A 26,962-nucleotide genomic window follows, 5' to 3' on the forward strand; every position below is an offset into this window, starting at 1 on the left:
CAGCATGAACGCCTTGCTGATGTGCCGCATACGAGGCCCAGATCGCCCTGGACAGCACCATAAATCACAGACATCAAAGGTATTGGTTATGGCTCTCACGGGCAAAAAGGGCTCTTCGTCGGCGCTGTGGATTTTGGCGGCGATGCTGGCCGGTATTGCACTGGGCTACGCAGTCAACGCAGGCGCTGCGGATGCAGCCGCTGCCAAGGATATTGCTGGCTATATCGCTATCGTCTCGGATGTGTTTCTGCGCCTGATCAAGATGCTGATCGGGCCGCTGGTGTTCTCGACCCTGGTGGTGGGCATTGCGCACATGGGCGATGCTGCTTCGGTGGGGCGGGTGTTCTTCAAGGCGATGATGTGGTTCCTGACCGCATCGCTCGTGTCGCTGCTCTTGGGCATGGTGCTGGCCAACGTGCTGCAGCCAGGCGCCAACCTCGGTCTGCCGCTGCCCGATGTGAGCGCGGCCACCAACCTGGCCACCGGCAAGTTCACCTTGCGCGAGTTCATCAACCACACGGTGCCCAAGTCGTTTGCCGAAGCGATGGCGAACAACGAGATCCTGCAGATCGTCGTGTTCTCGATGTTCTTTGGTGTGGCCATGGCCGCGCTGGGCGACAAGGCCAAGACGCTTCTGGCCGCCATTGATGAGCTATCACACGTGATGCTCAAGATCACCGGCTATGTGATGAAGCTCGCGCCGCTGGCGGTGCTCTCGGCCATGGCCTCGACCGTGGCGATCAATGGCCTGGGCATTCTGCTCAAGTTCGCCGTGTTCATGGGCGAGTTCTACCTGGGCCTGTTCATCCTGTGGTCGCTGCTGGTGCTGGCCGGTATGGCATTCCTGGGCAAGCGCGTGTTCAAGCTGCTGACCCTCATCAAGGAGGCCTTTATGGTGTCCTTTGCCACGGCCAGCTCGGAAGCGGCCTACCCCAAGATCCTCGACGCGCTGGACCGCTTTGGCGTCAAGCGCAAGATCTCGAGCTTTGTGATGCCGATGGGTTACTCCTTCAACCTCGATGGCTCGATGATGTACTGCACCTTTGCGACCTTGTTCATCGCACAGGCCTATGGCATCGAGCTGTCCTTGGCCACGCAGATCACCATGCTGCTGGTGCTGATGCTCACCTCCAAGGGCATTGCCGGCGTGCCGCGCGCTTCACTGGTGGTGATTGCCGCCACCTTGAGCCACTTCAATATCCCTGAAGCAGGTCTGCTGCTGATCCTGGGCATCGACACCTTCCTGGACATGGGGCGCTCCGCGACCAATGCGGTGGGCAACTCGCTGGCCTCTGCCGTGGTCGCCAAGTGGGAGGGCGAGCTGCTGTCCGAAGAAGACGCCGAGGCCCTGAGCCGCAAGCTCGATGCCGAGGCCGCGCTGGCCATGCACCCGCTGCCGGAGACCGATCCCAAGTCTTGATGAGGGTGCTGCGCTGGGCGCAGCGCAGATAACAAAAAAACGGGCTGCGGCCCGTTTTTGCATGGTGCGGCTACGCTTTTGCGTCGCTCAGCCCAGGGTCACCACCACCGGCGCATGGTCGCTGGGCTGCTTGTTCTTGCGCGGTGCGCGGTCAATCGTGCAGGCGCTCACCGCACCCTTGAGTGCGTCGCTCACCAGGATATGGTCAATGCGCAGGCCCCGGTTTTTCTGGAAGCCCAGCATGCGGTAGTCCCACCAGCTGTAGCTTTTTTCGGGCTGCTCAAACAGGCGGTAGGCATCGGTCAGGCCCAAGGCAAGCAGGCCCTGGAAGGCATCGCGCTCCTCCTTGGTGTGGTGGATGGTGTCGCGCAGGCCATCGGGGTCGTAGCTGTCGCGGTCTTCCGGCGCCACATTGAAGTCGCCCACCAGCACCAGGCGCGGGTGCAAGGCCATCTCGGCCTTCACATAGGCTTCCAGCCCGCTGAGCCAGCGCAGCTTGTAGGCAAACTTGTCCGAGCCGGGCTCCTGGCCGTTGACGAAGTAGCAGTTGATCACCCGGATATCGCCAGCCGGGCTGGCCACCGTGCCGGCGATGATGCGCGACTGCTCATCGGCAAACTGCGGGTTGGCGCGCACCACATCCTTGAGCTCGCCCCGGCTGAGCAGGGCCACGCCGTTGTAGGTCTTCTGGCCAAAGGCCACTGCCTGGTAGCCGGCCTCCGCCAAAGCCTCATGCGGAAACTTGTCATCGGTCAGCTTGAGCTCCTGCAGGCCCAGCACATCGACCGGGTTGGCCGCCAGCCATTCCAGCACCTGTGGCAGGCGGACGGAGAGGGAGTTGACGTTCCAAGTCGCTATTTTCATCGCAGAGCTGCCACATAAAATCAATGGTTTGTATTGTATACACAGCTTGGGCGCCGTATTAGCCCAAACGCAGCAACGCCGCCGAGGCCGCGCACACCAGCAAGAACGGAATGCTGATGCGATGAAACTCCCACAGGCCGTTGGGCAGGCGCGCCAGGCGCAGCGCGATCAGGTTGGCGAGCGAGCCCAGCACGCAGCCAAAGCCGCCCACGCTGACCCCGGCGGCCAGGGCGGGCAGGTCGCGCACGGTGCCGTCGAGCAAGATGGTGGCGGGCACGTTGCTAATCACTTGCGAGGCCACAATGGCGGCCAGGTAGGCGCGCCAGCCCTCGGCAATCGGCCACTGCAGCAGCAGCGCCTGCATCGCAGGCAGCTCCGCCACCTGGCGCAGCACCACAAACATCAGCGCAATGGTGGCCAGCAAGGCCCAGTCCACACCGCGCAGTACCTTGGGCGCTGCCAGCGCAAACACGCCAAATACCAGGCCCAGGCCGGCCAAGGTCCAGTGGCGCTCCAGCGCGATGACAAAGGCCACAAACAGCAGCACCGCGATGCTCAGCAGACGCGGCTGTACGGCAACGGGTGCAGTAGCCGGCTTGAGCGTGATGGCGGTGCGCGGCACCAGCCACCACACTGCCACCAGGAGCCAGGCCAGCATGATGGCGACGGTCGGGCCCATCATCGCCATAAAGCCCAGAAAGCTCTCGCCAGAGCGGTGCCAGAGGTAGAGGTTTTGCGGGTTGCCGATGGGGGTCAAGGCAGAGCCGGCATTCACCGCCAAGGCCTGCAGCACCACGAGGCGCGCCAACGGCAAATGGGCCTGCGCTGCCAGCACGGCCGTCAGCGGCACCAGCAGAAACAGGCTGACATCGTTGGTCACCAGGGCCGACAGCAGCGCTGCTGTTGCCGTCAGCAGCAGTGCCAGGCCGCGCAAGGTCGATACCCGAGTCAGCAGCCGCTGCGCCGTGGCCTGCAGCATGCCACTGCGCTCGACCGCCTGGGTGATCGCCAGCAGGCCCGCCAGCGCGCCGATGGTCTGCCAATCGACCAGCGCCATGGTCGCCTGCGGGCTGCGCGGCTGCCAGACGGCGAATCCAAGGGCCAGCGCCAACAGGATCCAGAGCAGCATATTGCCACTGGGGGCCGCTTGTGTTTGGTCAGAAGAGGGAGAAGAGGTCGACATGGCGAAGGGCGAGGCAGAACGGACAGAAGTGCATGGATTGTGCTGCAAGTCGGCGCTGCCTGCGCGGCGCTTCCCGCGCAGCGCTTCCCGCGTGGCGCAAGCGGGCTGGATGGCACAGCAAAGCGCCCATTCACTACAATGGCGGCCACTGCCATGAACAAGCCCCTGTCTGCCTCTCTTATCACCACCGACTCGCCAGCTGCCAGCAGCGCGCTACTGCGCCGCTCGGTGCGTGGATTTACCCCGCAGCCGGTGGCCGATGCACTGCTGCACGATTGCCTGCAGGAGGCGCGGCGTGCGCCCAGTGGCGCCAATTTGCAGCCCGGCTACTTCTGGCAGGTGTGCGGCGCGCGGCGTGAGCAGCTCTCCAGCCGCCTGCAGCAGGCCTATGCGGCGGGCGAGCAAGAGGCCGAGGACTATGGCTATTTCCCCAACCCTCTGCCGCTGTCGCTGCGCAAGCGCCAGGTGGCCGCTGCCCAGGCCTTGTATGGCGCCTTGGGCGTGGAGCGGGGCGATGCAGCGGGGCGGGGCGCGCAGTTTGGGCGCAACTTTCGCTTTTTTGATGCGCCCGTGGCCCTCATCATCACCATCGACAGCGGCTTTGGGCCGGGCGGCTATATGGACCTGGGCATGGCCATCTACGGCCTGATGCTGGCGGCGCAGTCACGCGGTTTGGCCACCTGTGCCATTGGCGCCATGGCCTCGTACCCGGGTCTGATCCGCGATGCGCTGGCGCTGCCCGCCACGCAAACCGTGGTCTGCGGCATGGCGCTGGGCTACGAAGATACCGGAGCAGCGGTGAACCAGACCTTGACGGCCCGCGCCGAGATCGACGCGTACTTCAAGCGCCTGGACTGAGGCGCCTTCAACAGCTAGCGCTCATGCCATTGCCAGCGCGGCAGCTCGCTCGCCGGGATATTAGCAATATGGGTCTCGCCCAGATTCTTTTCCAAATGGATGGCCTGGTAGTCCAGCTCGGCTGCGGCGTCTTCCAGCGCAGCCAGCAGCCGGTTGGCATGGGTGACGACGATCACCTGCGTCTGGCGCGCAGCCACCGCCACCAGGCGGCCCAAGGCAGGCAGCAGGTCGGGATGCAGGCTGGTTTCGGGCTCATTGAGCACCAGCATCTGCGGCGGGCGCGGTGTCAGCAGCGCGGCAATCCATAGCAAGTAGCGCAGGGTGCCGTCGGACAGCTCATTGGTGTGCAACGGGCGCAGCAGGCCGGGCTGGTGCATCAGCAGCGCTAGGCGGCTGCCATCCTGGTGTACGGAGATGGTGGCGCCGGCAAACGCATCGTCGACCGCTGCCATCAGCGCCTCGTGGTCGCCAATGGCGTGGATGGTTTCCCAGGCCGCTGCCAGATCGGCGCCATCGTTGCTGAGCACCGGCGTATAAGAGCCCAGCTGCGGCTGGCGCGCGGGGGCATCCACATCGCTGCGGAAATGGTCGTAAAAGCGCCAGGAGCGCAGCTGCTCGCGCACCGTCAGCATCTCGGGCGCGGCAACGGGGTCGACAAACTCGGTCAGCATGCTGGCCCAGCGCGGGATAGGGCGCTCGACGGGCTGCCAGCCTTGCGCCGAGCGTCCGCTGCCGCGTAGGCGCAGTTGGGCAGCCTGGCGCTCCACCAGGGTGGCGCTGGGGCGCCAGTGGGGGCCGGCCCACAGCGCTTCGTGTTTGATTTCCGGATCATGCGCAAAGACCTGCAGCGCGACCGAAGGTGTGGGCATACCGATATCGATTGCGTAGCCAAAGCCCTCATCGTCGGACGCAAAACCCAGCTGCAGTTGCACCGGTTTGCGCCGCACCGTGCCTTGCACCGGCACGTCGCCACGGCGCATGCGCTCCGTGATTTCTTCGGGCCCCGCCCAGAGGGTAGATGCCAGCCCACCCTCGCGCACCAAGGAGCGCACCACGCCACCATGGGCGATATCGGCCAGCAGCCGCAGGGCCTTGTAGACACTGCTTTTGCCGCTGCCATTGGGTCCGGTGATGACGGTGAGCTGCCCCAGCGGCACCAGCAGCTGGCGCAAGGAGCGGTAGTTGGCAATGGCTAGGGTGCTGAGCATGCAGTCAATATAGCAGCGCCGTTTGACGCACCAGCGCCGCGCTGCCCAGGCCGCCGGCACCGGCCACAGCCGCCAGGCCCAGTGCGCCGGGCGTTGCAGGCGATACCTGCTGCAGATCCGCCAGCACGCGGACCAAGGCCACTGCCGCCGATGCACCAATCGGGTGGCCGCGTGCGATGCCGCCGCCATGGCGGTTGAGCAGGCTGGCATCCGCACCCTGGTCTTGCAGCAGCGCCTGCCATTGCAGGCCCTGCACCGCAAAGGCGTCGTGCAATTCGATGGCGGCCAGCTGCGACCAGCCCACATCCTCTCGCTGCAGCAAGGCCTGGGCAGCCTCAAAGGCCAGCACCAAGGGCATCGCAGGCGAGCCGCCCAGCGACTGGTGGCCCAGCCATTGCGCGCCGGGCTGCAGGCCCCAGCGCCGGCAGACGGCTTCGCTGACCAGCAGCACCAGCGCGGCGGCATCGGCCTTGGGTGAGATGGCGACGGTGCTCACGGCATGGTCGCGGCGCGCCTCGTCGGCCAGGTCGGCATCGGTCTGCGCGACCACCGGCATGCGGTCCAGCTGGCGCTGGCGCAAGGCGCGCGGAAAGGCATCGTGCACGACACCGGCCACGGGGATGATCTCGCGCGCCAGCACGGCGGCGCTTGCCAGCGCGCGTGCATGGCTGGCGGCCGCATAGCTGTCTTGCGCGGCGCGGCTGTGGCCGGCGCTGGCGGCATAGCGGGCGGCGGCCAGTAGCAGATCCGGGTCCTCATGCGGCGGCGGGGCGAAGGGCGGGCGCTCATAGGGCTGGGCACTGTCGCCCGCATGCAAGGGGCGGGTCGCGCGGATGGGGGCGCGGCTCCAGGCCTCGGCGCCACCGGCCACCACCACCTCGGCCTGGCCGCTGGCAACCAGGCTGGCGCCCAGCGCGATAGCGTCGAGCCCCGCGCAGCACTGCGTGTCGACCGTGTAGGCGGCGCAGTGCAGCGGCAGCTGGCCCGCTAGCGCAAGCATGCGTGCCGGGTTGCCGCCGGCGCCCAGGGCATTGCCCAGCACCACGGCATCGACGGCATCGGCGGGCAGCCCTGCGCGGTGTAGCAAGGCCTGCAGCACGGGCGCGGCCAACTCATGCGGCTGCAGCTGCTTGAAGGCGCCGCCCACCGGCACCACGGCACTGCGGGCCTGGCTGGCGATAAAGACGGAGGAAGTGGGCATGGTGGTGTTGCGCGATCAAGCTGTTTTGTCGGTGCTGGGCAGTGCGGCTGCCAGCCATTGTGCAAGCCTGGGGTGGTCCGTCTTGCCGCTGGCCGTTTGCGGCCAGGGCGTGGCGCTGAACCAGCGGCGTGGGCATTTGTGCGCTTCGAGCTGGCTGCGGCACCAGTCGGCCAGCTCACGGGCCAGCGCGGCATCGGCCAGCGGCTGCAGTGGCGGCTGCGCAGGCGAGGGGCTGGCATCGTCACGCAATTGCAGCGCGACCCAAACCTGCTTGCCGCGCAGCGCATCATCGACGCCATGCACCGATGCAGCGGCCACGCGCGGGTGCTCGCAGAGCACCGCTTCCACCTCTTCGGGGAACAGGTTTTTGCCCTGGGTGACGATCATGCGCTTCTCGCGTCCCACCAGGGTCAGCAGGCCTTGCGCATCGAGGCTGCCCATATCGCGCACGCTGAGCCAGTCGCCATCGCGCAGGGCAGCAGTCGCATCGGCCTGCGCACCCACATAGTCGATAAACAGCATGGGGCTCTTGAGCCAGATGGTGCCCACGTTGCCGCTGGGCAGTGGCTGCAGGTCGGCATCGCGGATCTGCAGCTGCACATTGCTGAAGGCCCGCCCCACCGCCTGCGGCGAGGCCTCGGCATCGGCATCCATCCAGGCGATAAAGCTCGATTCCGAGGCGCCATAGAACTCGACAATCCGCGCACGGGGGAACAGCGCCTGCAGCGCCGGCGTGTGCTGGCGCATCCAGCGTGCGCCGCTGATCATCAGCAGCTGGAGCGACTCTACCGGCGCGATCGCACGGCGCTCGGCCAGTTGCAGGATCACCAGCAGCTGGCTGGGCACGGCCACCAGGCAAGGCGTGGCCCGCTGGCGCAGGGTTGCCAGGCACTGGCTGGCAGAAAAGCGCGGCTGCAGCTGCATACCGCCGCCCGTCCAGATACCCTGCAGCGCGCCAAACAAAAACAGCGAATGCGACAGGCTGCCAGGGGCCATCACGCAGCCGTTGGCGGCCTGGCCAAAGCTATCGACGCACACGCGAAAGCTCTCGCTCCAGGACTGGTGGTGGCGCCGAAAGCCCTTGGGCAGCCCGGTGCTGCCCGAGGTAAAGCCAATGTAGAAGGGTTGCAGCGCAGCATCGGCGTAGTGGTCGCGGGGTGTGGCGGCCAGCGCATCAATCCATTGCTGCGCCTGCGCTTGCTGCGCGGGCGACCAGGCCCTGTCGCCCAGCGCGGCGCAGCGGCCGCTGGCATTGGTGGCCAAAAAATCGGTGATCAGCGCTGCTGGGGGCTGGCTGGCATCCAGCAGGCGTGTGTGCGGTGCATTCCGGGCCTCCAGGGCCTGGGCCCGCTGCGCTACGGCGGCATGCAGATCGGCAAAGCCAATGCGTTGCACGCCGTCATCAATGGCAACAGCATCGGGCCGCTGCTGCGCCCAGTGGGCCAGCGGGCCATGCACCAGGCGCTGCCAGGGCGGCAGGGGCGTTGCCAAACCGCTCACAGGCGGCGCCCGCCAAAGCGCCAGTCGGGCAGGCCGCGTGCCACCGTGTGCACAATCAGCGCCACCAGCACGCACTTGACCAGGTCACCGGGCACAAACACCAGGGTGCCAACGGCGGCCTGCACCAAGCTCAGCTTGGCCAGCAGCATCAGGCCCACGACACCAAAGACATGGACGACCACAATACCGCCCAGCACTGATGCGACAAAGGCGCACGCGGCCAGGCGCATGGGCGATGAGGGGCCCTTGCCAGCCAAGTTGCGCATCACCAGCCCAGCAACAGCTGCCGCCAAAGGGTACGAGAGGAGATAGCCTGCGGAGGGCAAGAAAAATACGCCCATGCCGCCCCGGCCGCCGGACAGCAACGGCAGGCCCAGCGCGACTGCCGCGAGAAACAGCAAAAGGGCCTGGAAGCCCATCGCGGCTCCCAGCATGCAGCCGGCCAGCATCACGCCCATCGTCTGCGCGGTAATCGGCACGCCCAACGGCAGATCGATTTTGGGGATCAGGCCGAAAGCGGCCATCAGCGCCGCAAACAGGGCCACCAGGGCTATGCGCTGGGCGCGGGTTTCGGAGCGGTGCTCGGCGGTCATAGGCATGTCTGTGTCTTTCTAAGAGTGGATGAGGGCGCAGCGCAGCTAGAGCTTGAGGCGAATGGCCAGCGCATCGGCCACCTTGCGGGCGGTGATGAGCATATGGATGGTCAGGGGTGCCAGCAAGCGCCAGCCGCCCGGGCGGCCGGTGCGCACCCGGTGGGCATCGGCCAGACGCTGCCATTGCACAAAGAACTGTTCGGCAAAGCGCAGCATCAGCCCCAGCTGCAGCGCCAGGCGCTCGACTGGCAGGCCCAGGCGGGCGAGCGGCGACAGCAGCCATTCGGCCACGCCCAGCAGATCGCCAAAACGGGTGGTTGCCGTCAGCATCGCGCCCAGCATCGTCGTGCTGACCAGGCGCAGGCCGCTGGCCAGGCCCAGCCAGGGCTGGCCGGTGGCTGCATGCAGGCCGCCCACCAGCGCCGACGCAATCACGGCCACCACCACCAGCCGGCGCGTGGGGCGCGAGGCCGCGCCCAGGCTGGCGTACAAGAAGGCAATCGCAGCAAACGCCAGCGCCTGTATACGCAGATCGCTGAGCGCCAGCAAGGCCATGCTGCTCAGGGCCAGCAGCAAGAGCTTGAGCCCGGCAGGCAGCCGGTGCATCCAGCTGGGGATTTCGCTGTAGAGCGTGCCCATCACGGCGCCCCTGGCGTGTTGGGGGCGGCGGCTGCCGCATCCCGCTGATGGGAAATACGCGCTTGGACATCGGCCTCATAGGCCGCGCAGACGGCAGCACCGGGGCCGTCGCCGCGCAGCTGGCCCTGGTCCAGCCACAGCACGCGCTCGAAGTGGCGCACATGGTCCAGCACATGGGTGGAGATGATGACCTGGGCTGGAGCGGCATCGAGCTCACGCGCCAGGCGTGCCTGGCCGGGCAGATCCAGGCTGGCAAAAGGCTCGTCGAGCAGCATCACCTGCGGGGCGGCCATCAGCATTGCCAAAAAGCAGACCTGCTGGCGCTGGCCTTGGCTCAGGCCACTGACGGCGCGCGGCGCCCAGTCGGCCAGGCCCCGTGCGGCCAAAAACCCCCGCGCCTGCACGATGGCCGCCTTGCGAGCCACGCCACGGTATTGCAGGCTCAGGCCCAGCTCTTCTTCCACGGTGGGGAAGATGATCTGGTCATCGGGATTCTGGAACATCAGGCCCACCACGCCGGGCAATTGCTCGCGCTGGCGCTGCACATCGCAGCCTGCGACCTGCACGCTGCCCTGGTGGGCATGTTCCAGCCCGCACAGCAGCCGAAACAGGCTGGTCTTGCCCGCGCCGTTGTCGCCGATGAGCCCAATGCGCTGCTGCGTCAGATGCAGGCTCAGACCCTGAAACACCGTCTGCGCACCTCGGTTAAGGTGCACATCGCTCAGGCGGATGTCTGCAGTGGAGAGGGGCTGGGCCAAAGGGAGGGTCATGTCAGCTGCTGGAGGTACCGACGCATGCGGTGCCGCCTGGTTTCAAAAAATACAAGTTGCATGTCGCGACCATGGCTCCAGCGGAGTGGCAGGTTTGGTACCCCGCATCCGGTGGCGGTGATGGCTGGGCGACTAGCGGGCTGGCCAACCGCTCATGGCTGGCAAAGCCCATACAGACGCGGCTTGCGGCCAGCTTGCAGGGCTGGGTCGTATTGTCGCACCAAGCGCTTGCCAGGGGCAGGGCTGGACCAGGGCGCTAGCCAGCGATGGGCCTCTTGTTTTTGGGCACTGCTTTGCGGGAAGTTGCCTGACGTTGAAGTAAAGATGTCTACAAGTTCGCTTAACACCGCGGCAACATGCAGGCTCTCGCGGCCACCGGGCCTGCCGATAAGTGCTGAACTGATATCAAAAAGAATAGCAATAAATGCGGTGGATAAAGGGCTTGTGGACGATCGCCTTCTGGTATGCAGATCGATTCCCAAAAAGTGCCAAGCTGGCTGTGGGGTTATCCGGCCGATTCCTGGGCTATTTGTTCAACAAACAACCGTATAAGCACAGACGTTTTCTGACAGACAGGGGGAAATCCCCATGGTGCAATAGAGGCATTCCACAGTACCCATCCCGCGTTGGGGTGGCAGAGGCCTCTGTTCAGCAGTTCCCGTCTCGGTGGAAAGGAGGTTCACCATGTTTCACCACCACAGCCATTGGTTAGATGCAGCCTCTTTTATTGCCTTGGTGCTGGCCGTGCTGCTGGCCTTCACATTAACGATCTGGCCAGGCACCAGCGCAGCTGCAGCAGACTCGCTGGCACATATGATGCAAGGCGTGATCCAGGTCTGGAACCGCCCCTGAGTCTTTCAGCTTCCCGGTCGATGCCAGATGGCACCGGCCGTTTTATGACGAGCCGCCTGTTCTCGCGACAGGCGGCTTTTTGCTGCATGCGCCCGAGACACTAGCTCTATATATGCGTTTGTAATGAGCTGATTTCGATAATTTCTGAGTGAGAGGCAGTTGGCAGGTTCATACTCGCTGCTTTGCTGCACTGCTGAGAAAAACTTAGAAACGTTTTGTCGGGTCAGCAGCTGTTTTTCAGATTGCTCGGAGTTTTTGATGTCTGCTCGCTTTTCCTTCGCCGCTGGGCGCCGTGCCGTGGTGGCTGGCGCTGCCCTGGCCTTGATTGCTGCTGTGTCCCTGCCTGCCATGGCCCAGGATGCGGCCAAGAAGAGCCTCAAGATTGGCGCCACTGCCGGCTCCAACTACGACCTGCTGCAAAAAGGCATCCTGCCGCAGCTGGAGAAAAAGGGCTACCAGATCAAGCTGATCGAGTTCAACGACTATGTGCAGCCCAACCTGGCGCTGTCCGATGGCTCGCTGGACGCGAACTTCTTCCAGCACCGCGCCTACTTTGACCAGTTCACCACCGACCGCAAGCTGGCGTTGACGGCCATCGTGCAAGGCCCGGTGGCGCCCATGGGCGTGTACAGCAAAAAGCACAAGACTCTGGCCGATATCCAAAGCGGTGCCAAGGTGGCCTTGCCCAATGACCCGAGCAACCTGGCGCGCGCCCTGCTGGTGCTGCAGCAAGCTGGCCTCGTCAAGGTGAAAGAGGGTGTGAACCCGGCCCGCATCTCCGAGCTGGACCTGGCGGCCAACCCGCACAAGCTCAAATTTGTGGCGCTCGAAGCAGCCCAGCTGCCGCGCGTGCTCGAAGACGCCGATTACGTGGTCGTCAACGGCAACTTTGCCGTCTCCTCGGGCCTGAAGCTGAGTGAAGCCGTGGTACTGGAGAACACGCCCGACCAGTACCTGAACGTGGTCGCCGTCAAGACCGGCAACGAGAAAAGCGCTTGGGCCCAGGACCTGGCTGCCGCCTACCGCTCGCCCGAGTTCAAGGCCGTGGTGGACAGCCAGTTCCCCGGCTACGCCAAGCCTGCTTTCCTGAAGTAAGGCGTTGCGCCGGGCAGGCCCGGCGCATTTACCGCGTGCGCGCCTGCACCTCGGCTTCCAGATGCTGCAGCGCGCGCAGCTCCATCTGCTGCAGCTGCAGGCGCTGCGCCGCTGGCAACTCGCCCAGCATTGATGCGGCGCCCAAATCGCTCAGCACCGCGTCGCCAGTGTCCGGGTTCCACAAGATATTGTGGGCATACAGATCCCCATGCAACATGCCCCGGCCATGCAGATGTGCGACGGCGCTGCGCACCTGCGCGAGCAGGCGCTGCGCGGCAGGGCGTGCAAAGCGGGCGCCGTCGGCATAGACATCGCGCGTGCAGCTCGCCAGGCTGGGCGGGCCGGCCAAGGGCTGCAGGCCGGGGGGCAGCAGCGGCAGGACCATCGCCAACATGGATGGGTCGATTTCAGCCGCTGCATCCGGCTGCAGCACCGCCAGCGGTGTCAGCAAATGCGGGTGCTCGCCAGCTGCCAGGCCTGCGGCCATTTCCGACTGGGGCGTGCCATCGCTCGTCTGGCCCGCCTTGAACACTTTCAGCGCCACATCGGCAGCACCATCCACAGGGCTGGCGCGGTAGATATGGCCGCTGGCCCCTTGCCCCAGCAGTTCATGCCGCTGCAGATCCTGGCTGCGCCAGGCGCGTAGGGCCTGCGCTTGCAGCGCCTGCTGCTCGCTGTGCTGGGTCATCGGGTTGCCGGCCATCGCCAGCCAGGCCAGCGCCGGCATGGCCAGCACCTCGGGCGGCAGGGTGGTAAAGCGGTTGCCGGCCAGGCGCAGCAGCTCCAGCCGGGGGCTGCGGGCGAGGCCGCGCGGCAAAGCCTGCAACTGGTTGCAGGCCAGCATCAGCTTTTGCAGGCGCGGGCGCTCGCCCAGGGTCTCAGGCAGCTCGGTAATCTGGTTGTCGGTCAGGATCAGCCAGCGCAGCTGCGCGGGCAGGCTATCGGCCGCCACGGTGCGGATCTGGCAGGCCTTGAAGCCCACCATCTCCAGCCGGGGCATGCGGCCCAGCACGCGGGGCAGCTCGGTGAACGGGTTGTTCGATGCGAACAGCACCCGCAACTGGCCAAAGCGTCTCAGGTCATCGGGCAGGCTGGCGAGCTGGTTGCCCGAGAGGTCGAGCACTTCGAGGGTGTCTGCGAGCGCAAAAAGTTCGCGTGGAAACTCGCGCAGGCCCGCCGACAGCTTGATTTGGCGGGCGCCGCGCAGCGCGCCGCTGTGCAGCTGCGCTTGGAAGGCTTGGAGGCTTTGCATGGCTGCACAGTGTAGGTGCTGGCAGCGCAGGCCCGCCCCAGATCTGGCTGGATCTGGGGTGCCATAGGGTCAGCTAGGGCCAGACGGGGCCGGATAGCGCCAGCAGCGGTTACTCGGCCCGCTCAATGCGGGTGATGGTCAGGCTGCCGCCTTCGTCCTGCACATGAAAGCGTACCTTGTCGCCCGGGTTGAATTGCGCCACCTGCGTGCTGTCCTTGAGGCCAAACACCATGGTCATGGCCGGCATGTCCAGGTTCTTGATGTCCTCATGGCGAATGGTCAGCTTGCTCGCGCGCTTGTCCACGCGGGTGATCTCGCCGGCAGTCATCACCGCCTCGGCCGTGGCGGCCGCTGCTGGCGCGGTGGCCGGTGCTGCGCTGCCATGGCTGGCGTGGTCGGCATGGTTCTGGGCCAGCGCTGGGGTCAGCAGGCTGCAAGCCAGGGTGAAGGCGGCGAGGGTAGAAGTGGTGGTGTTCATTCAGTGCTCCAAATGTCTATAAAAAATCGTGGTGTGCTCAGTCGCGGTAGCTGCTGAAAACGCGGGTTGTCACCTCGCTGCCTGCTCCGGTTTTGCTGACAAGCAGCACATCAAACGGGTCCTTGCGGCCGCCGTAGGCGGGTCCGTCCATGCCGGGGCTGCCCACTGGCATGCCGACCACGACAATGCCCAGGGCCTTGGGCTTGTGCTGCAGCAGCTTGCGCACATCGGCGGGCGGCACATGGCCTTCCACCAGATAGCCGCCCACCACGGCGGTGTGGCAGGAGCCCAGGCGCAGCGGTAGCCCCAGCCTGGCGCGCACTGCCTGGTTGCCGCTGTCGTGCACGGTGGCGCTAAAACCGGCCTTTTCCATCCGCGCAATCCAGTCCTTGCAGCAGCCGCAGTTCGGGTCTTTCCAGACTTCCATGGGCGTGGCTGCCAGCGCCGGCTGGGCGGCGATGGCTGTCGCCAGGCCGGCGGCCATCATCTGCAGGGTCTGGCGGCGTTGGTAGGTGTGGGGCTTGGGCATCGCTGGTCTTGGGCTGTGGCGCGTCATCATTCGGTGACCGTGAAGGTGCCGGCCATCCCGGCCTGGTAGTGGCCGGGGATCAGGCAGGCAAAGTCAAAACTGCCGGCGCGGTTGAAGTGCCAGACCAGGTCCTCGCTTTTTTGCGGAGCGACATGCGCCATGTAGGGCTCGGCATGCTCCATGCCGGGGTACTTGAGCATCATCTGCGCGTGTTGCGCAAGCGAGGCCTTGGTGCCCAGCACCACCTCGTGCATGACCTGGCCCTTGTTGACGACACGCAGGCGCAGGGTTTCGCCCTTTTTCACCGTGAAGTGCGCGGGCGAGAAGCGCATGTCATCGCCCATGTTCAGCGCGATGCTGCGTGTGGCCTGCCGGGGATCGCCGGCGATGCCCCAGTCCTTTTGTTCCTTGGTGGCCGCCAGGGTGGCATGGGCGGTTGCTGGGGTGGCTGCATGGCTTTCGCTGCCATGGGCAAAGGCGCTGCTGGCGCTGGCCAGCAGCGCACAGGCCAGTATTTTTGGGATGGTGTTCATGGGATGACTCCGGGGTTCAATGGTTGGCATGGCCGCTGCCTGCGGCGGGCTTGTGCACGCTGGGCGCGCCGGGCGCCGTGCCGGGCAGGCTCTGGCGCGGCGCTTGCGCATCCAGCGGCGCCCCCGGCCACTCGTAGGCCACGGTGCCCTGGGGCTGGGCATACCAGCCGGGGTCGCGGTAGTCCTGCGCGGCCAGGCCCCGGCGCACCTTGAAGGTGGTGAACATGCCACCCATCTCGATATTGCCGAAGGGGCCCTTGCCGGTCATCATCGGGAAGGTGTTGTCGGGCAGCGGCATTTGCATCGCGCCCATGTCGCCCATGCCGCGCTCGCCCATCAGCATGTAGTCGGGCACGATCTTCTGGATCTGGCCGACCAGGCCTTTGTGGTCCACGCCAATCATCGTTGGCACATCGTGGCCCATGGCGCCCATGGTGTGGTGGCTTTTGTGGCAGTGAAAGGCCCAGTCGCCCGGTTCGTCGGCGATCAGCTCGATCTGGCGCATCTGGCCCACGGCCACATCGGTGGTCACCTCGGGCCAGCGCGCGCTGCGCGGCACCGGGCCGCCGTCGGTGCCGGTCACCTCAAACTCATGGCCATGGATATGGATGGGGTGGTTGGTCATCGTGAGGTTGCCCACGCGGATGCGCACCCGCTCGCCCAGGCCTGCGACCAGCGGCGTGATCGCAGGGAAGGCCCGGCTGTTGAAGGTCCAGATGTTGAAGTCCGTCATCTCGGCCACCTTGGGCGTCATCGCGCCGGGCTCCACCGCATAGGCGCTCAGCAGAAAGGCGTAGTCACGCGCCACCTCGGCAATCTGCGGGTGGCGGCCCTTGGGGTGGGTGATCCACAGGCCCATCATGCCCATCGCCATCTGCACCATCTCGTCCGAATGCGGGTGGTACATGAAGGTGCCAGGCCGGCGCGCCTCGAACTCGTAGACAAAGGTCTTGCCCGGTGGGATGTGGGGCTGGTTGAGTCCGCCCACGCCATCCATGCCATTGGGCAGGCGCTGGCCATGCCAGTGCACCGTTGAGGCTTCGGGCAGGCGGTTGGTGACAAAGATGCGCACCCGGTCGCCTTCGACCACTTCGATGGTGGGACCGGGCGACTGGCCGTTGTAACCCCACATATTGACCAAAAAGCCCGGTGCCACCTCGCGCACTACGGCCTCGGCCACCAGGTGGAACTCCTTGACGCCAGCGTTCATGCGCCAGGGCAGGGTCCAGCCATTGAGGGTGACCACCGGCTGGTAGGGCCGGCCATTGGGCGGCGCCAGTGGCGGGGCAGTATCGGCGCTGGTCTGGATGACGGGCTCGGGCAGGGCGGCCATGGCCACTGGGCTGACGGCGGCAGCGGCCAAGGCCGAGGCGGCGCCGGAGAAAAATTGACGGCGTTGCATATCAGTGGCCCTGTGGTTGGGTTGCGGGGGCGGCAGGCACGGCGCTGTTGCTGGCTGCGCGCGCGCTGGCGGCTGCAGGTTGCGGCGATGTGCCGCTCAGCGCCAGTTGCAGATCGGTCTCGGCGAGCCAGAAGTCGCGCTGCGCCTCGGTCGCCGTGAGCACCGCCTGGGTGGTGCTGCGGGCCTGGGCCAGCAGCTGCCAGATGCTGAGCAACATGCCGTTGTAGCGGTAGATAGTCTCTTGCTGCACCAGTTGCGCGAGTGGCAGCACTTCGGTCTGCTGCTGGTGGGCCAGGTCCCAGGCGGTGCGGTAAGCGCGCCAGCTGCTGCGGGCCTCGCTGCGCGCCCGGATGGCGCTCTCGCGCAGCTGCGCCGCATTGGCGTGCACCTGGTGGCGCGCCATGGCGCTGGCGGCCGACCCCCAGTCGAACAGCGGCAAGGGCACATCCAGCTCCCAGCCCCGGGTGCGGTCCTGGTGGCCGCTATCGCGCTCGGTGCTGGTGTTGCGGCTGTAGCTGGCGCCGATGTCGCCAAATACGGCTCCCAAGGCGGCCCAGCCTTGGCGATCGGTGCTCACTTCCAGGTTGCGGCGCAGTGCGCCCAGGTCCAGGCGTTCGCGCAGCGCGGTGGCCTCGGCATCGTCGCCGCTGCGCAAATCGCTGGCGCTTTTGGGCAGCGGCGGCAGGGCCTGGGGCAGCACAAAATCGAGCTGCGGGCCCCACAGGCCCATGCGCTGGGCCAATTGCGCGCGCGCCTGTTGCGCTGCCAGCTCGGCCCGCACCAGCTGCGCGGCCGCTTGCTGCTGCTGGGCCAGCTCACGCGCCTGGTCGAGTTTGCTGAAGTTGCCCACGGCCGCCATGCGCCGGGCCAGCTCACCGCCCAGCGCTGCAGCATCATGCATGCGGGTGTGGGCGGCCAGCGCTTGCTCGGCGGCCACGGCATTCAACCAGGCGCGGCGTGTGTCTGCGGCCAGCAGCAAGGTTTGCTGCGCAGCCTCCAACGTGGCCTGCTCCAACTGCCAGCCTTGCCAGCGGCTGCGCCAGGGCAGGGTGAGCAGATCGACCAGGCCAAAGCCCAGCTTGCGCTCGATCTCGCGCTCACGGCCGTTGCGAAACCAGCCCAAGGTCAGGCTCGGGTTGGGCAGGGTGATGGCCTGCACCCGCTGGGCATCGGCAATGCCCAACTGCGCCAGCTGGAGCTGCAGGCCCGGGTTGTTCAACAGTGCAATGCGCACGGCCGTATCGGCATCCAGCGGCTGCTGCAGCCAGGCATCAATGTGCGTCTGTGCCGACTGCTGGCTCTGTGCATCGGCTGCGGGCAGCTGGGCCTGGGCGGGCAGACGGCCCTCCATTTGTTTTGCCACATCGCTGCGAAGGCCATCTGGCGAGACGCTGGCGCAGCCGGCCAGCAGCAATGCAGTGGCGAGGGACGAGAGGCGAAGGCTCAGGCGCTTCATCGCTGGCCCCCCTGCGCGCGGGGCTGGCCGTGCGCGCTGTGGTCGCCATGCGCTTCATGGCGGCGGGCATCCACCCGGCTGGCCGGCATGGCCTGGGCGCCGCCGGGGCCCGCCTGGGCCTTTTCCCAGGCGATGACGTCGGCATGGCCACGGCCAAAAGCAGCCACCGCTGCATTGGCCTGGCGCCAATCGCCGGGCTCGTCGACAATGCGGCCGCTCTTGGCCAGGGGCCGGTGCTGGAGCGCCGATGTGGGCGCGTGGGGGTCGGTGGCGAGCGGGGCCGCCGTTTGGGCAGATAGCCAGCTGGTAACAGCCAGGCCGCCGGCGCCGGCAAGCCAGCGCAAGACATGCGCAGTGCGCATAGGACTCTCCTGAAAGCGTGGTCAAAAGACGCCTGCACGGCAGCTGCCATGCGGACGCACCTCGGGTGTCAGCGATCAGGAAATGGGTGGTTTGGAGGCTTGGGCGAGCAGGGCGCTGGCAAACAGCGCGCTGCCGCTGGCGCGGGCCAGCGAAGGGGCGGCGAGGGCTGCAAAACCCGCGCCGTTGAACAGATCCACAGCGGAGTGGCAGATGCCGCAGGCCGAGCAGCTGGCGCCATGCTGGGCCGGGTCGTGCTGGCTGTGGTCGCTTGGGTTGCTTGGGTCGCTGTGGGGGGCGACTGGGCTGCCGCTGCCGCCGTGGCTGCTGGCTTCCATCACATGGTCCGCCATGCTGCTGGCGTGGTGTGCGGCCATGGCGGCAGGCATCACCGGTGCCACCATGCCCATCGCCATGGCGTCGCCCATGAGGCCGCGCAGGGCCAGCATCAGCATCAGCAACAGGGACAGACAGGCACGCATGGAGGGTTGAGACAGGGCAGGGGGCAGAAAGTTCCGCAGCGGCTGAGTGTAGCGCAGCTGGACGGCCCGCTGAGGCAAAGCTAGTACTGCGATTCCACCTGCCAGTTCACCGCGATCTCGGCCACGCTGGCGCTGGCAGGCAGCTCCAGCACGGTGCGCACCAGGGTGGCGATATCGGCCGGTTGGCTGATCTGGGCGCGCAGCGCAGGCTGCACGCCATCGGCCATGTCGGTGTCGACAAAACCCGGGCAGATGGCGGTGCAGCGGATGCGGTCGGCCCCGCCGCAGTGGCGTATGCCATGGGCCAGCGCGAGGGCCGCATGCTTGCTGATGGCGTAGAGCGAACCTTCGGGCGCCCGCATCCGCTTGCCGGCCAGCGACGCCATGACCACCACCTTGCCATTGGGTGACTGCTGCAAATAAGGCCAGACTTGGCGCGTCAGCCGCATCGGTGACTTCACATTGATGGCCATCAGCCGGTCAAAGTCGCCATCGCTGGCGGTCAAGACACTGTCGGTGCTGAGCACGCCGGCATTGTGGACGATGGCATCGATGCGCCCAAAATGTGCGGCGGCCTCGGCGATCCAGCGGGTTTCGCTGCCCGCATCGAGCGCATCAAAGTGGCTGCGCTGCAGCTGTGCAGCGCCATGGCGTGCCAGTTGCGGTACCGCTTGGCGCGTGCCTATGCTGACGCGCCAGCCATGGGCCAGCAGCTCTTGCGCAATGGCCAGGCCCAGGCCGCGCCCGGCGCCGCTGACCAGGGCCACGGGCTGCGATGAGGCAGATGTGCTTGCACTGGGCATGGGCCACACCCTCAGGCCCGGGCCCGCAAGGCCTCATCGAGCGCGCCGGCCAGCAGATCGGCGTGTTCGGTCTCAAAGGGCAGCGGCGGGCGGATCTTGAGCGTATCGCCCAGCGGGCCACTGGTGCTGATCAGCACGCCGGCCTGGCGCAGGTGGTTGACAACGGCGCTGGCCAGGCTGCCGCTCTCCAACTGCACGCCCCAGTACAGGCCTTCGCCCCGGATCTGGGTGATGGCACTGTGCTGCGCCGCCAGCGACTGCAGCGCCTGCTGCAGATGGCAGCCGACGCGGCGCACATGGGCGGGGGCATCGATGCGCTCCAACTCATCGAGCACCGCCATGGCTACTGCGGCTGATACCGTGTTGCCGCCAAAGGTGTTGAAGTAGCGGCAGCGCTTGCCAAATACCTCCATCAGCGGCGTCTTGAGCACCAGGGCCGCAATCGGGTGGCCATTGCCCATGGGTTTGCCCATGGTGACCATATCGGGCACCACCGATTCGCGGCCAAAGGCCCACCAGCGGCCGGTACGGCAAAAGCCGCCTTGTACCTCGTCGGCAATGAACAGGCCCCCGCGCCTGCGCACCGCCTGGGCTGCGGCTTGCAAAATAGGCGCGGCATTGATATGCACGCCGTCGCTGGCAAATACGGTATCGAGCAGCAGGGCGCTGACCGGCGTGCCACGCGCCTCCAGCGCGGAGGCGGCCTCATCGACCCGCTGGTCAAAGGCGGCTGCGGCGGCCTGGGCATCCACGCCCTGGAAGGCGGGCGGATCAATGACTTCGACATGGTCTGCTGGCGGGCACAGCGAGGGCGAGCATTGGGCCAACGCCATGGTCACACCATGGTAGGCATGGCGGGTGATGATCAGGCCCCGGCGGCCGGTAAATTCTTGCGCCACGCGCAAGGCCAGGTCATTGGCCTCGCTGCCGGTGCAGGTGAACACGCTGGTGTCCAGCTCTACGGGAAAAAGCGCGCGCAGCCGCTCGGCCAGCTGCACCACGTTGTCATGCAGGTAGCGGGTGTGCGTGTTGAGCAACTGGCTTTGCGCGATGAGCGCCGCGTTCACCGCCGCGTTGGCATGCCCCACCACCGGCACGTTGTTGTAGGCATCGAGGTAGCGGCGGCCATCGGCATCGAACAGCCAGACGCCTTCGCCGCGCACCGGGTGCAGGGGCTCATCGTAGAACAGGCGGTAAGAGGGGCCCAGCGCACTTTGGCGGCGCGCAAGCAGGCGCTGGTCGTCGGCAGAGAGGGTTGGCATCAGGTGGTGCTCCGGGTGAGGTCAGGCGGCGGTGGGATGGGTGTCGGCACGGTGGTCGGCCTGCGCGCCATGGGTTTGCAGCCAGTCGCCAATCATGCGGCGGAACAAGGCCGTGGCCGTGGCCTGGCTGCGCAGGATATAGACGCGGTTGTCGGGGTAGAGGCGGGCGCGCCAGGCGGTAATCACCATGCGCTGCGTGAGCCGTGCGAGGATCAGATCAGGCAGCAAGGCATGCTCGGCAGCCGTCAGCGGCAGCAGGCTTTCGTAGCCCGCCAGCATCGCGGCCAGCGCGGCATCGGGCGCGTCGGTCAGCGGCATTTGGTAAGAGGCGGAAATGGCCAGATCGGCCACGCGCGGGGCCAGCAGCATGTCGCCAAAATCCAGCACGCCGGCAATGCCCAGGCCGTTGTCGCTCGCCAGCAGGTTGCTGGGCGAGAGGTCGTTGTGGATGGTCTGCGTGGGCAGCTGCGGACCCAGCTGTGCCAGCCGCTGTTCAAACACGGCCCAGAATGCTGCAATCTGCGCGCGCAGTTGCGCATCGTCCACCACTTCCAGCCAGGGTCGCAGCATTGGTGCGCGGCGTGCATCCCATAAAAAGGGGCGCTCGGTGGCCGGGTGGGCAAAGTCTGCCAAGGCACCATGCAACTGGGCAATCGCCAGGCCCCAGGCCTGCCAGGCGGCGCCACTGCGCTGCAGATCACTGCCCGCCTTGCCATCGAGAAAGCTGTAGCAGCGCACCCGCAAATGCTCGCCCGCCGGGCTGCGCCAGTCCAGCCAATCGGGGCTGGTAACGTGGCTGGTAACGGGTCTGGTGAGGGGGCTGGTGTGGACGCGGGCGCTGGCTTGGGTAGCGGTGGGCAGTCGCAGCGGATGGTGCAGTGGCACCGGCACGGCGCAGCGGCCTGCCAGGTGCTTGAGCACCGCTATCTGCATCTCTGTTTCTGCCAAGGATTCGGCCGCGCTGATGAACTTGAGGGTCACGGCGCTGCCGTCGGCTGTGCGAACCAGAAAGTTGCGGTCCCGCTCTCCGGACAGGGGTTGCGCATTGCCTTGGATGCCATAGGCCTCCCAGGCCAGTGCCTGCGCTTGTTCTGTGGTGACCTGGGGCACGGCCGTCAAAAAGGCCTGGCTGGCTTGGGCCAAGGCATCCGGCTCGTTCGTTTCGGCAAGGGCTATAGAGGCTAAAGGGGAGCTGTTCATGGGATGCGGCGGCCAGTGGTGCAAGGGCGCGCTGCTTGGTCAGACCGGCGCAAAGGGCGATCAGTCCAGTCAAAGCAGTGCATACCTCTATTTGATGTTTGATGCATCATAAATTGGATAAGAAGATTTAAACAGCAACTTCGCTCAATGGCATCGGGATAAACCTGCATGCGCCAATGAAGGCTTATGATGCATCTTGCTGCATAAACGGTGGGTGGTCAGCACCGCCTTGGCAGACCGAAATCACAACAAGCATCGCGAGGAGCAATGGCAGATGGCAGACAGGTTCGAGAGCGTCAACACCGAGAGCAAGGGCGACCAGATCTATGCCCAGCTGGCGCAGGCGCTGGTCAAAGGGCAGTTGCTGCCAGGCGAGCGTCTCAAGATCCGCGAGCTGGCCGCGCAAATGGGCACCAGCGTGACGCCCGTGCGCGATGCCATCCTGCGCCTGGTGCAGCACGGCGTGCTGGTGATGCTCAGCCCCCGCGATATACGCGTGCGGCGCCTGACCTTGGACGAGTACCTGGAGATCCGCAACATCCGTGTGGAGCTGGAAGGCATGGCCGCCAGCCAGGCCGCCGTGCGCGCCACGCCTGACGAAGTGCAGCGCCTGGCCGAGCAGGTGCAGCTCAACGAGGACGCGGTGCGGCGCGGCGACATTGCCCAGGCGATTGCGCTGAACCAGGATTTTCACTTTGCGCTGTGCCAGCTGGCCCGCATGCCGCTGCTGTCCGATATCTTGTACGGCCTGTGGCTGAAGATGGGCCCGCTGATCGCCCAGAGCTACAGCGAAGGGGGCCGCAGCATGATCGACCACCACTACCCCGTTGTCGAAGCCCTGCGCCGCAACGACCCGCATGCCGCGCGCGTGGCGATCCAGACCGATTTGCTGTCGGGGGGGCAGTCGATTTATGAGCGGTTTGGGCGGGTGGCCGAGGAGATAGACACGCAGTAACGCTGAGCTGGGCAAGTGTTGATGGCCCCGGTGCCTCTGAACTTGCTTATGGCGACGGCAACAGCGGCGCTGCAAACGCCCGCGCGACCTCGCGGTTGCGCAGCGCCAGCGCCCGCATGGCCGCAGAGGTCGGTGCTGCCAGCTGGGCATCGCTGGCCGCTTCCCAGAAGGCATCGGCCGCACGTGCGGCCAGGCTCCACACCTTGGGGATGGCGCCAATGGTGCTGACCTTGGGCTCGATCGGTACCAGCTCGGGGTCCAGCCCGCCGCCGATGGAGGCGTAGCGCATCGGCAGGATGTCGTAGGCCGGGGCAATGCCCAGGTACTCGCCATCGTCGCCAATCAGCAGCGAAATGTTCTCGAAATGCCGGTCGGTATTGCCAATGAGCTCGCTGAACGCGGCCATCACGGCCACATGCTCGGCATGCTGGGGGCTGAAGTAGTCTGCGTTCACGCAGCGTGCGGCGAACTCGGGCCAGGTATCGCGCGCACCAAAGAACTCGTCATCGACGGCGCCGGCCGAGAGCATGCCCAGGCGCCCTTGCTTGCCAACGCGGTCAAAGCGCTGCACTTCCAAAAACACAAACTCGCCGCGCGCCAGCAGCTGGGTCTTGGCGGTGGGCACACCCACGTTGGCGAGTGATGCCAGCGCCAGGTGCTCAAGCGGCAGAAGCTCTGCCATGCGGCTGCCGCTGCGCGCGAACTTGACGATCACCGATCCCGTGTCTTCGGCCACCCAAAGAAACTTGGGCTGTTCGCCACCGGCGCTTGAGCCATAGGATTCGTTCTTGAGCTGCTGCGCCAGCGCGACATACACGTCGAGCTTGTCTTGCGCTTGTGGACGGGGCTGGCGCAGCAAATCCATTTCCCGCTGCAAGGGGATATCGCCAAAGATCAGGTTGCCCGGCAGATTCATGCCTTGGGTGAACAGAAACGCAATGCGGTGGTCGTCGCTCCAGTCGCGCAAGCTGGCGGGGAAGGGCTGGTGCAGGGCTGCCGTTTGCGCGAGCTGCCGGCCCAGAAACCCCGATGGCGCAGCGAACAGCATATAGGGGGGCAGGCCTTCGTAGAGGCGAATGGCGCTCGCATCCCCGCGCTCGAGCGTGCCGCCACCCACGAGAAATTCAAGATCCGCATAGGGAACGATGTGGCCGCTGGAGAGAAAGCGGTATACGCGCTGGCGCGGCTTGAGCCCCAGTGGCAGCTTGCGCAGCAACGCGTACTGCGGTGTGCGCTGGCCCGGCTCACGGAACATGGTGACGCGGGTCGATAGTTCGCGAATAGCTCGGGACAGCGTTGGCTGGCTGATGCCCAGCGCCTCTACCAGCTGCTGGCCAGAGCGCGGGCCGCTGGCCAGTGCGCGCTCGATAGCCTGGTGCAGATCGTTGGAAGGCTGGGGTGAAGGGCTGGGCATGGCAGGAGGTCTGAATAATTCAAGAATTCTATATGAATTACGAATTCATTGCTCGCCACGGCACTTGCCTGGGACTACCCCGGCGCTTGCGCCTGCCTCAGCGTATGCACCAGCAGGCGGTACAAGCTGTCTACCGCCTTGGAGCGCCGTGATTCCTTGCTGCGGTAGACGGCGACCTCCATCGGTGCCAAGGGGCCCAGCCCATGCTTGCTGCCCAGCACCTGCAGATGGGGCGGCGCGCTGCACTGGGTCAGTGCCGCGACGGCCAGGCCACTCTCCACCGCGGCAATCTGCCCGGCCAGGCTGGAGCTGTTGTAGACCACGCGGTGCTGGCGCCCTTGCAGGGCCAGCGAATGCAGGGCACCGCGCCTGGCCAGGCTGGCTTCTTCATACACCGCGATGGGCAGCGGGTCCCGCCGCCACAGTGCAAAGTGCTCGGAGCCAACCCAGACCATGGGCTCATGAAAGAGCAGGGTACCCCTACGGGCGTGGTCACGCGAGACCAAGGCCAGATCCAGATCGCCGGCCGCCACACGGGGAATCAGCGCGGTCGATTGCTCGCAGCTGAGCACGATCTCCACGCCGCTGTGTCGGGGGGCAAAGCGCCTGAGCACGGGCGTGAGGTACCTGGCTGCATAGTCATCGGGCACCCCCAGGCGCACGCTGCCTTTGAGCGCCTCGCCCTGCAGCGCAAACTGTGCCTCGCTGTGCAGATCCAGAATGCGCCGCGCATAGCCCAGCAGCCTCTGGCCTTCTGCGGTGAGTTGCTGGCTGCGGCTGTCGCGTTCGAGCAGGCAGTGGCCGACAGCGGCCTCCAGTTTTTTGAGCTGCATGCTGACCGCAGACTGGGAGCGGTGCACCTCGCCGGCTGCGCCCGAGAGGGATCCGGTATCGACCACGGCGACAAAGCACTTGAGCCAATCCATCTGTAGGTCTTGCGAGCTTGCTGGCATGGGGTTTCGATAAACGAATAGCTGATGCATGAATTATGCGCTTTTCGATAAGTAGTCTGCGCAGCACACTGGCGGCCATGAGCCCACATCCCCACCCTGCGCGCATGACCGCTGCAAGCATGGACCGATCCGCACCCACTGTATCTGTTACGCAGGGCAAGGCCCTGGGCGGCGTGCTGCCCTTTGTGCTGGGCAGTGCGCTCTTGGGCAGCATCGGCATTTTTGTACACATGGCCGAGGCCGGGGCTCTGACGGCGACCTGGTTCCGCTGTGCCTTCGGGCTTCTGGGGCTGACGGCCTGGTTGCTGTGGCGCCGGCAGCTGCATGTTCTGCGGCTGGCACCCAGCACGGCGGGCTGGGTGCTGCTGGCCAGCGCCTTGATGGTGCTGGGCTGGGTGCTGTTCTTCGCGGCGATGGAGCGCATCTCCGCCGGGGTAGCGGTGGTGCTGTTCCATATGCAGCCGATGTGGGTGTTGGTGCTTGGCGCGCTGTGCCTGGGCGAGCGGCCGGGCAGGCACAGGGTGGCCGCAGTCGCGCTGGCTATGCTCGGGCTGGTGCTGGCCACCGGCGTTTTGCAGCAGGCCGCATCGCAGCAGGGCGCCCAGCCGCAGTACTGGTGGGGCGTGGGCATGTGCTTGCTGGGCGCATTGTTGACTGCTGCGGTCACCGTCATCGCGCGGCGCCTGCGTGCCATGCCGGCCGGTGTGCTGGCCTGGTGGCAATGCGCTGTTGGCAGCGCCGTGCTGTGGCTGGCGCCCGCCACGCAAGGCTGGCCGGCCTGGGGTGCCGCTTGGGGCTGGTTGGCTGCCCTGGGGCTGGTGCATACCGCCGCCGCCTATGCCTTGATCTACATCGGCATGGCCCGGCTACCGACGGGGCGCATTGCAGTGCTGCAGTTTGTCTACCCGGCGATCGCGATCGTGGTGGACTGGCAGTATTTTGGCCACAGGCTAGGGGCGTTGCAGATGGTGGGCGTGGTGGTGATGGGGCTGGCCATTGGGTATGCCGAGCGCCGGGCCTCTGGCAAAACAAGCCCATCTTGAGCCGTGGATCACTAGTGGCGTTTGTTCTTCCAGGCCAGGAGGGCGAGGCCCAGCCAGGTCAAGACCAAAGGGATAGAAGCCCAGACCAGGGGATGCGACTTGCTGAAAATCGCATACAACGCTGCACCCAGCAGCGCGCTCAGCAACACATGGAGTTGCGGCCGGTTGCGTGCCAATTTGGCCACGACATAGCCCGAGAGCACGGGCGTGAACAACAGGAACAGCGCGAGGAGAAAAAGCGGGGCGAATCCATAGAGGGCGGTATCGGGCAACAACGCGGCCAGTAGCGCAAATGTGATGTTTTGCAGCAGCAGCGTGACTGCGCCATAACTCACGGCGAATGCAATCAGAATCGCTTTCAGGTCAATATTGAAGAGCATCTCGCTACCGTAGTGGTGTTTTAGGTGGGCCTTGCCTTTGTTCCATGCCATCGAGGGCTGAGACTTGAAGCGCATCGACAGCATTCTGGCGTCTCCTCGGGCTTGTCTGGAGCGCTGAGTTGCTTGCCCACTACGGTGTGCGATAAATTTCTTGTCAAGAGCGTGGCGAGCGCCACATCGAGGATGCAAGGCAGCCGAAGCCTGTCCCCTTGTGAGGAGGGGCAGCCGCCGCTCTGCCCACTGCCTCCTGTCCTGACCTTACTGGCGTTTGCGGCGG

General features: G+C 65.9%; 28 protein-coding genes. 6 read left to right on the top strand and 22 right to left on the bottom strand.

Annotated elements, in window-relative coordinates:
* Window positions 1-88 precede the first annotated feature (88 nt).
* Window positions 89-1,420: a dicarboxylate/amino acid:cation symporter gene (locus N4T19_RS02175; RefSeq protein WP_116927838.1), complete on the top strand. Its 1,332-nt coding sequence runs from the start codon at window positions 89-91 to the stop codon at window positions 1,418-1,420.
* An 87-nt stretch (window positions 1,421-1,507) separates the two neighbouring features.
* Here the strand turns inward: N4T19_RS02175 and xth are convergent, their stop codons facing one another.
* On the bottom strand, window positions 1,508-2,284 hold the full coding sequence (gene xth / locus N4T19_RS02180) for an exodeoxyribonuclease III (protein ID WP_116927839.1): 777 nt from the start codon (window positions 2,282-2,284) through the stop codon (window positions 1,508-1,510).
* A 58-nt stretch (window positions 2,285-2,342) separates the two neighbouring features.
* Window positions 2,343-3,467 (bottom strand): SLC13 family permease, encoded by a 1,125-nt coding sequence (locus N4T19_RS02185; RefSeq protein WP_260719326.1) that lies wholly within the window; start codon window positions 3,465-3,467, stop codon window positions 2,343-2,345.
* Window positions 3,468-3,620: 153 nt separating this feature from the next.
* Here N4T19_RS02185 and N4T19_RS02190 point away from each other — a divergent pair, with 153 nt between their 5' ends.
* The gene (locus tag N4T19_RS02190; RefSeq protein ID WP_116927842.1) at window positions 3,621-4,325 is read left to right on the top strand and encodes a nitroreductase; all 705 of its coding nucleotides are present in this window, start codon (window positions 3,621-3,623) and stop codon (window positions 4,323-4,325) included.
* A 14-nt stretch (window positions 4,326-4,339) separates the two neighbouring features.
* Here the strand turns inward: N4T19_RS02190 and N4T19_RS02195 are convergent, their stop codons facing one another.
* Genes N4T19_RS02195 through N4T19_RS02220 form a run of 6 tightly spaced genes read right to left on the bottom strand, consistent with a single transcriptional unit; the run spans window position 4,340 to window position 10,236 of the window.
* Window positions 4,340-5,533 carry an AAA family ATPase gene (locus N4T19_RS02195; RefSeq protein WP_260719327.1) on the bottom strand — a complete coding sequence of 398 codons (1,194 nt, stop codon included), beginning with the start codon at window positions 5,531-5,533 and terminating at the stop codon, window positions 4,340-4,342.
* Between the two features lie 4 nt (window positions 5,534-5,537).
* Window positions 5,538-6,734, bottom strand: a complete 1,197-nt coding sequence (locus N4T19_RS02200) for a thiolase family protein (protein ID WP_260719328.1) — start codon at window positions 6,732-6,734, stop codon at window positions 5,538-5,540.
* Between the two features lie 15 nt (window positions 6,735-6,749).
* On the bottom strand, window positions 6,750-8,234 hold the full coding sequence (locus N4T19_RS02205) for an AMP-binding protein (protein WP_260719329.1): 1,485 nt from the start codon (window positions 8,232-8,234) through the stop codon (window positions 6,750-6,752).
* Entirely contained in the window at window positions 8,231-8,827 is a 597-nt protein-coding gene (locus N4T19_RS02210; protein ID WP_260720260.1) for a biotin transporter BioY, read from the bottom strand. The genes N4T19_RS02205 and N4T19_RS02210 overlap by 4 nt, the downstream gene beginning before the upstream one ends.
* Before the next feature lie 45 nt (window positions 8,828-8,872).
* Window positions 8,873-9,466 (bottom strand): energy-coupling factor transporter transmembrane component T, encoded by a 594-nt coding sequence (locus tag N4T19_RS02215; protein ID WP_260719330.1) that lies wholly within the window; start codon window positions 9,464-9,466, stop codon window positions 8,873-8,875.
* On the bottom strand, window positions 9,466-10,236 hold the full coding sequence (locus tag N4T19_RS02220; RefSeq protein ID WP_116926980.1) for an energy-coupling factor ABC transporter ATP-binding protein: 771 nt from the start codon (window positions 10,234-10,236) through the stop codon (window positions 9,466-9,468). Before N4T19_RS02220 ends, N4T19_RS02215 begins: the two co-directional genes overlap by 1 nt.
* Before the next feature lie 684 nt (window positions 10,237-10,920).
* Here N4T19_RS02220 and N4T19_RS02225 point away from each other — a divergent pair.
* The gene (locus tag N4T19_RS02225) at window positions 10,921-11,088 is read left to right on the top strand and encodes a hypothetical protein (RefSeq protein ID WP_165841219.1); all 168 of its coding nucleotides are present in this window, start codon (window positions 10,921-10,923) and stop codon (window positions 11,086-11,088) included.
* Between the two features lie 258 nt (window positions 11,089-11,346).
* Window positions 11,347-12,183: a MetQ/NlpA family ABC transporter substrate-binding protein gene (locus N4T19_RS02230; protein ID WP_116926979.1), complete on the top strand. Its 837-nt coding sequence runs from the start codon at window positions 11,347-11,349 to the stop codon at window positions 12,181-12,183.
* 28 nt (window positions 12,184-12,211) lie between these two features.
* On the opposite strand, the gene N4T19_RS02235 is transcribed toward N4T19_RS02230, so the two are convergent.
* The 11 genes from N4T19_RS02235 to N4T19_RS02285 all read right to left on the bottom strand — a co-directional run bounded on the left by N4T19_RS02235 (window position 12,212) and on the right by N4T19_RS02285 (window position 21,883).
* On the bottom strand, window positions 12,212-13,435 hold the full coding sequence (locus N4T19_RS02235) for a leucine-rich repeat-containing protein kinase family protein (protein ID WP_260719331.1): 1,224 nt from the start codon (window positions 13,433-13,435) through the stop codon (window positions 12,212-12,214).
* 109 nt (window positions 13,436-13,544) lie between these two features.
* A complete protein-coding gene (locus tag N4T19_RS02240) occupies window positions 13,545-13,913 on the bottom strand; it encodes a copper-binding protein (RefSeq protein ID WP_116926977.1) in 369 nt (122 codons plus the stop codon).
* Window positions 13,914-13,950: 37 nt separating this feature from the next.
* Window positions 13,951-14,442: a DUF411 domain-containing protein gene (locus N4T19_RS02245; RefSeq protein ID WP_182345481.1), complete on the bottom strand. Its 492-nt coding sequence runs from the start codon at window positions 14,440-14,442 to the stop codon at window positions 13,951-13,953.
* Window positions 14,443-14,468: 26 nt separating this feature from the next.
* A complete protein-coding gene (locus N4T19_RS02250; protein WP_260719332.1) occupies window positions 14,469-14,975 on the bottom strand; it encodes a cupredoxin domain-containing protein in 507 nt (168 codons plus the stop codon).
* A 16-nt stretch (window positions 14,976-14,991) separates the two neighbouring features.
* Window positions 14,992-16,377 (bottom strand): multicopper oxidase family protein, encoded by a 1,386-nt coding sequence (locus N4T19_RS02255; protein WP_260719333.1) that lies wholly within the window; start codon window positions 16,375-16,377, stop codon window positions 14,992-14,994.
* Window position 16,378: 1 nt separating this feature from the next.
* Window positions 16,379-17,833: a TolC family protein gene (locus N4T19_RS02260; RefSeq protein WP_260719334.1), complete on the bottom strand. Its 1,455-nt coding sequence runs from the start codon at window positions 17,831-17,833 to the stop codon at window positions 16,379-16,381.
* Window positions 17,830-18,195, bottom strand: coding sequence for a hypothetical protein (locus N4T19_RS02265; protein WP_182345483.1), 366 nt, complete (start codon window positions 18,193-18,195; stop codon window positions 17,830-17,832). The genes N4T19_RS02260 and N4T19_RS02265 overlap by 4 nt, the downstream gene beginning before the upstream one ends.
* A 75-nt stretch (window positions 18,196-18,270) precedes the next feature.
* Entirely contained in the window at window positions 18,271-18,675 is a 405-nt protein-coding gene (locus N4T19_RS02270; RefSeq protein ID WP_260719335.1) for a hypothetical protein, read from the bottom strand.
* 80 nt (window positions 18,676-18,755) lie between these two features.
* Complete coding sequence (locus N4T19_RS02275) at window positions 18,756-19,478, bottom strand: SDR family NAD(P)-dependent oxidoreductase (RefSeq protein WP_260719336.1); 723 nt, start codon at window positions 19,476-19,478, stop codon at window positions 18,756-18,758.
* A gap of 11 nt (window positions 19,479-19,489) precedes the next feature.
* Window positions 19,490-20,740: an aspartate aminotransferase family protein gene (locus N4T19_RS02280; protein ID WP_260719337.1), complete on the bottom strand. Its 1,251-nt coding sequence runs from the start codon at window positions 20,738-20,740 to the stop codon at window positions 19,490-19,492.
* A gap of 21 nt (window positions 20,741-20,761) precedes the next feature.
* Window positions 20,762-21,883, bottom strand: a complete 1,122-nt coding sequence (locus tag N4T19_RS02285) for a phosphotransferase (protein ID WP_260719338.1) — start codon at window positions 21,881-21,883, stop codon at window positions 20,762-20,764.
* 331 nt (window positions 21,884-22,214) lie between these two features.
* Between N4T19_RS02285 and N4T19_RS02290 the strand changes: the two genes are divergently transcribed.
* Window positions 22,215-22,895: a GntR family transcriptional regulator gene (locus tag N4T19_RS02290; protein ID WP_260719339.1), complete on the top strand. Its 681-nt coding sequence runs from the start codon at window positions 22,215-22,217 to the stop codon at window positions 22,893-22,895.
* 46 nt (window positions 22,896-22,941) lie between these two features.
* Here N4T19_RS02290 and N4T19_RS02295 read toward each other — a convergent pair whose 3' ends face one another.
* Both N4T19_RS02295 and N4T19_RS02300 read right to left on the bottom strand, forming a co-directional pair.
* Window positions 22,942-24,309 carry a HipA domain-containing protein gene (locus N4T19_RS02295; RefSeq protein WP_260719340.1) on the bottom strand — a complete coding sequence of 456 codons (1,368 nt, stop codon included), beginning with the start codon at window positions 24,307-24,309 and terminating at the stop codon, window positions 22,942-22,944.
* A gap of 74 nt (window positions 24,310-24,383) precedes the next feature.
* The gene (locus tag N4T19_RS02300; protein WP_232539616.1) at window positions 24,384-25,235 is read right to left on the bottom strand and encodes a LysR family transcriptional regulator; all 852 of its coding nucleotides are present in this window, start codon (window positions 25,233-25,235) and stop codon (window positions 24,384-24,386) included.
* A gap of 131 nt (window positions 25,236-25,366) precedes the next feature.
* Between N4T19_RS02300 and N4T19_RS02305 the strand changes: the two genes are divergently transcribed.
* Window positions 25,367-26,305: a DMT family transporter gene (locus N4T19_RS02305; RefSeq protein ID WP_260719341.1), complete on the top strand. Its 939-nt coding sequence runs from the start codon at window positions 25,367-25,369 to the stop codon at window positions 26,303-26,305.
* A gap of 11 nt (window positions 26,306-26,316) precedes the next feature.
* Here the strand turns inward: N4T19_RS02305 and N4T19_RS02310 are convergent, their stop codons facing one another.
* Window positions 26,317-26,769 carry a hypothetical protein gene (locus tag N4T19_RS02310; RefSeq protein ID WP_133248192.1) on the bottom strand — a complete coding sequence of 151 codons (453 nt, stop codon included), beginning with the start codon at window positions 26,767-26,769 and terminating at the stop codon, window positions 26,317-26,319.
* Window positions 26,770-26,962 lie beyond the last annotated feature (193 nt).

The sequence above is a fragment of the Comamonas squillarum genome, from assembly GCF_025309455.1.
Taxonomy (GTDB): Bacteria; Pseudomonadota; Gammaproteobacteria; order Burkholderiales; family Burkholderiaceae_C; genus Comamonas; species Comamonas squillarum.

Coding starts and splice junctions, on each gene's coding strand:
- N4T19_RS02175 (WP_116927838.1), top strand. CDS start 89: ATGGCTCTCACGGGCAAAAAGGGCTCTTCGTCGGCGCTGTGGATTTTG.
- xth (WP_116927839.1), bottom strand. CDS start 2,284: ATGAAAATAGCGACTTGGAACGTCAACTCCCTCTCCGTCCGCCTGCCA.
- N4T19_RS02185 (WP_260719326.1), bottom strand. CDS start 3,467: ATGTCGACCTCTTCTCCCTCTTCTGACCAAACACAAGCGGCCCCCAGT.
- N4T19_RS02190 (WP_116927842.1), top strand. CDS start 3,621: ATGAACAAGCCCCTGTCTGCCTCTCTTATCACCACCGACTCGCCAGCT.
- N4T19_RS02195 (WP_260719327.1), bottom strand. CDS start 5,533: ATGCTCAGCACCCTAGCCATTGCCAACTACCGCTCCTTGCGCCAGCTG.
- N4T19_RS02200 (WP_260719328.1), bottom strand. CDS start 6,734: ATGCCCACTTCCTCCGTCTTTATCGCCAGCCAGGCCCGCAGTGCCGTG.
- N4T19_RS02210 (WP_260720260.1), bottom strand. CDS start 8,827: ATGACCGCCGAGCACCGCTCCGAAACCCGCGCCCAGCGCATAGCCCTG.
- N4T19_RS02215 (WP_260719330.1), bottom strand. CDS start 9,466: ATGGGCACGCTCTACAGCGAAATCCCCAGCTGGATGCACCGGCTGCCT.
- N4T19_RS02220 (WP_116926980.1), bottom strand. CDS start 10,236: ATGACCCTCCCTTTGGCCCAGCCCCTCTCCACTGCAGACATCCGCCTG.
- N4T19_RS02225 (WP_165841219.1), top strand. CDS start 10,921: ATGTTTCACCACCACAGCCATTGGTTAGATGCAGCCTCTTTTATTGCC.
- N4T19_RS02230 (WP_116926979.1), top strand. CDS start 11,347: ATGTCTGCTCGCTTTTCCTTCGCCGCTGGGCGCCGTGCCGTGGTGGCT.
- N4T19_RS02235 (WP_260719331.1), bottom strand. CDS start 13,435: ATGCAAAGCCTCCAAGCCTTCCAAGCGCAGCTGCACAGCGGCGCGCTG.
- N4T19_RS02240 (WP_116926977.1), bottom strand. CDS start 13,913: ATGAACACCACCACTTCTACCCTCGCCGCCTTCACCCTGGCTTGCAGC.
- N4T19_RS02245 (WP_182345481.1), bottom strand. CDS start 14,442: ATGCCCAAGCCCCACACCTACCAACGCCGCCAGACCCTGCAGATGATG.
- N4T19_RS02250 (WP_260719332.1), bottom strand. CDS start 14,975: ATGAACACCATCCCAAAAATACTGGCCTGTGCGCTGCTGGCCAGCGCC.
- N4T19_RS02255 (WP_260719333.1), bottom strand. CDS start 16,377: ATGCAACGCCGTCAATTTTTCTCCGGCGCCGCCTCGGCCTTGGCCGCT.
- N4T19_RS02260 (WP_260719334.1), bottom strand. CDS start 17,833: ATGAAGCGCCTGAGCCTTCGCCTCTCGTCCCTCGCCACTGCATTGCTG.
- N4T19_RS02265 (WP_182345483.1), bottom strand. CDS start 18,195: ATGCGCACTGCGCATGTCTTGCGCTGGCTTGCCGGCGCCGGCGGCCTG.
- N4T19_RS02270 (WP_260719335.1), bottom strand. CDS start 18,675: ATGCGTGCCTGTCTGTCCCTGTTGCTGATGCTGATGCTGGCCCTGCGC.
- N4T19_RS02275 (WP_260719336.1), bottom strand. CDS start 19,478: ATGCCCAGTGCAAGCACATCTGCCTCATCGCAGCCCGTGGCCCTGGTC.
- N4T19_RS02280 (WP_260719337.1), bottom strand. CDS start 20,740: ATGCCAACCCTCTCTGCCGACGACCAGCGCCTGCTTGCGCGCCGCCAA.
- N4T19_RS02290 (WP_260719339.1), top strand. CDS start 22,215: ATGGCAGACAGGTTCGAGAGCGTCAACACCGAGAGCAAGGGCGACCAG.
- N4T19_RS02295 (WP_260719340.1), bottom strand. CDS start 24,309: ATGCCCAGCCCTTCACCCCAGCCTTCCAACGATCTGCACCAGGCTATC.
- N4T19_RS02300 (WP_232539616.1), bottom strand. CDS start 25,235: ATGGATTGGCTCAAGTGCTTTGTCGCCGTGGTCGATACCGGATCCCTC.
- N4T19_RS02305 (WP_260719341.1), top strand. CDS start 25,367: ATGACCGCTGCAAGCATGGACCGATCCGCACCCACTGTATCTGTTACG.
- N4T19_RS02310 (WP_133248192.1), bottom strand. CDS start 26,769: ATGCTGTCGATGCGCTTCAAGTCTCAGCCCTCGATGGCATGGAACAAA.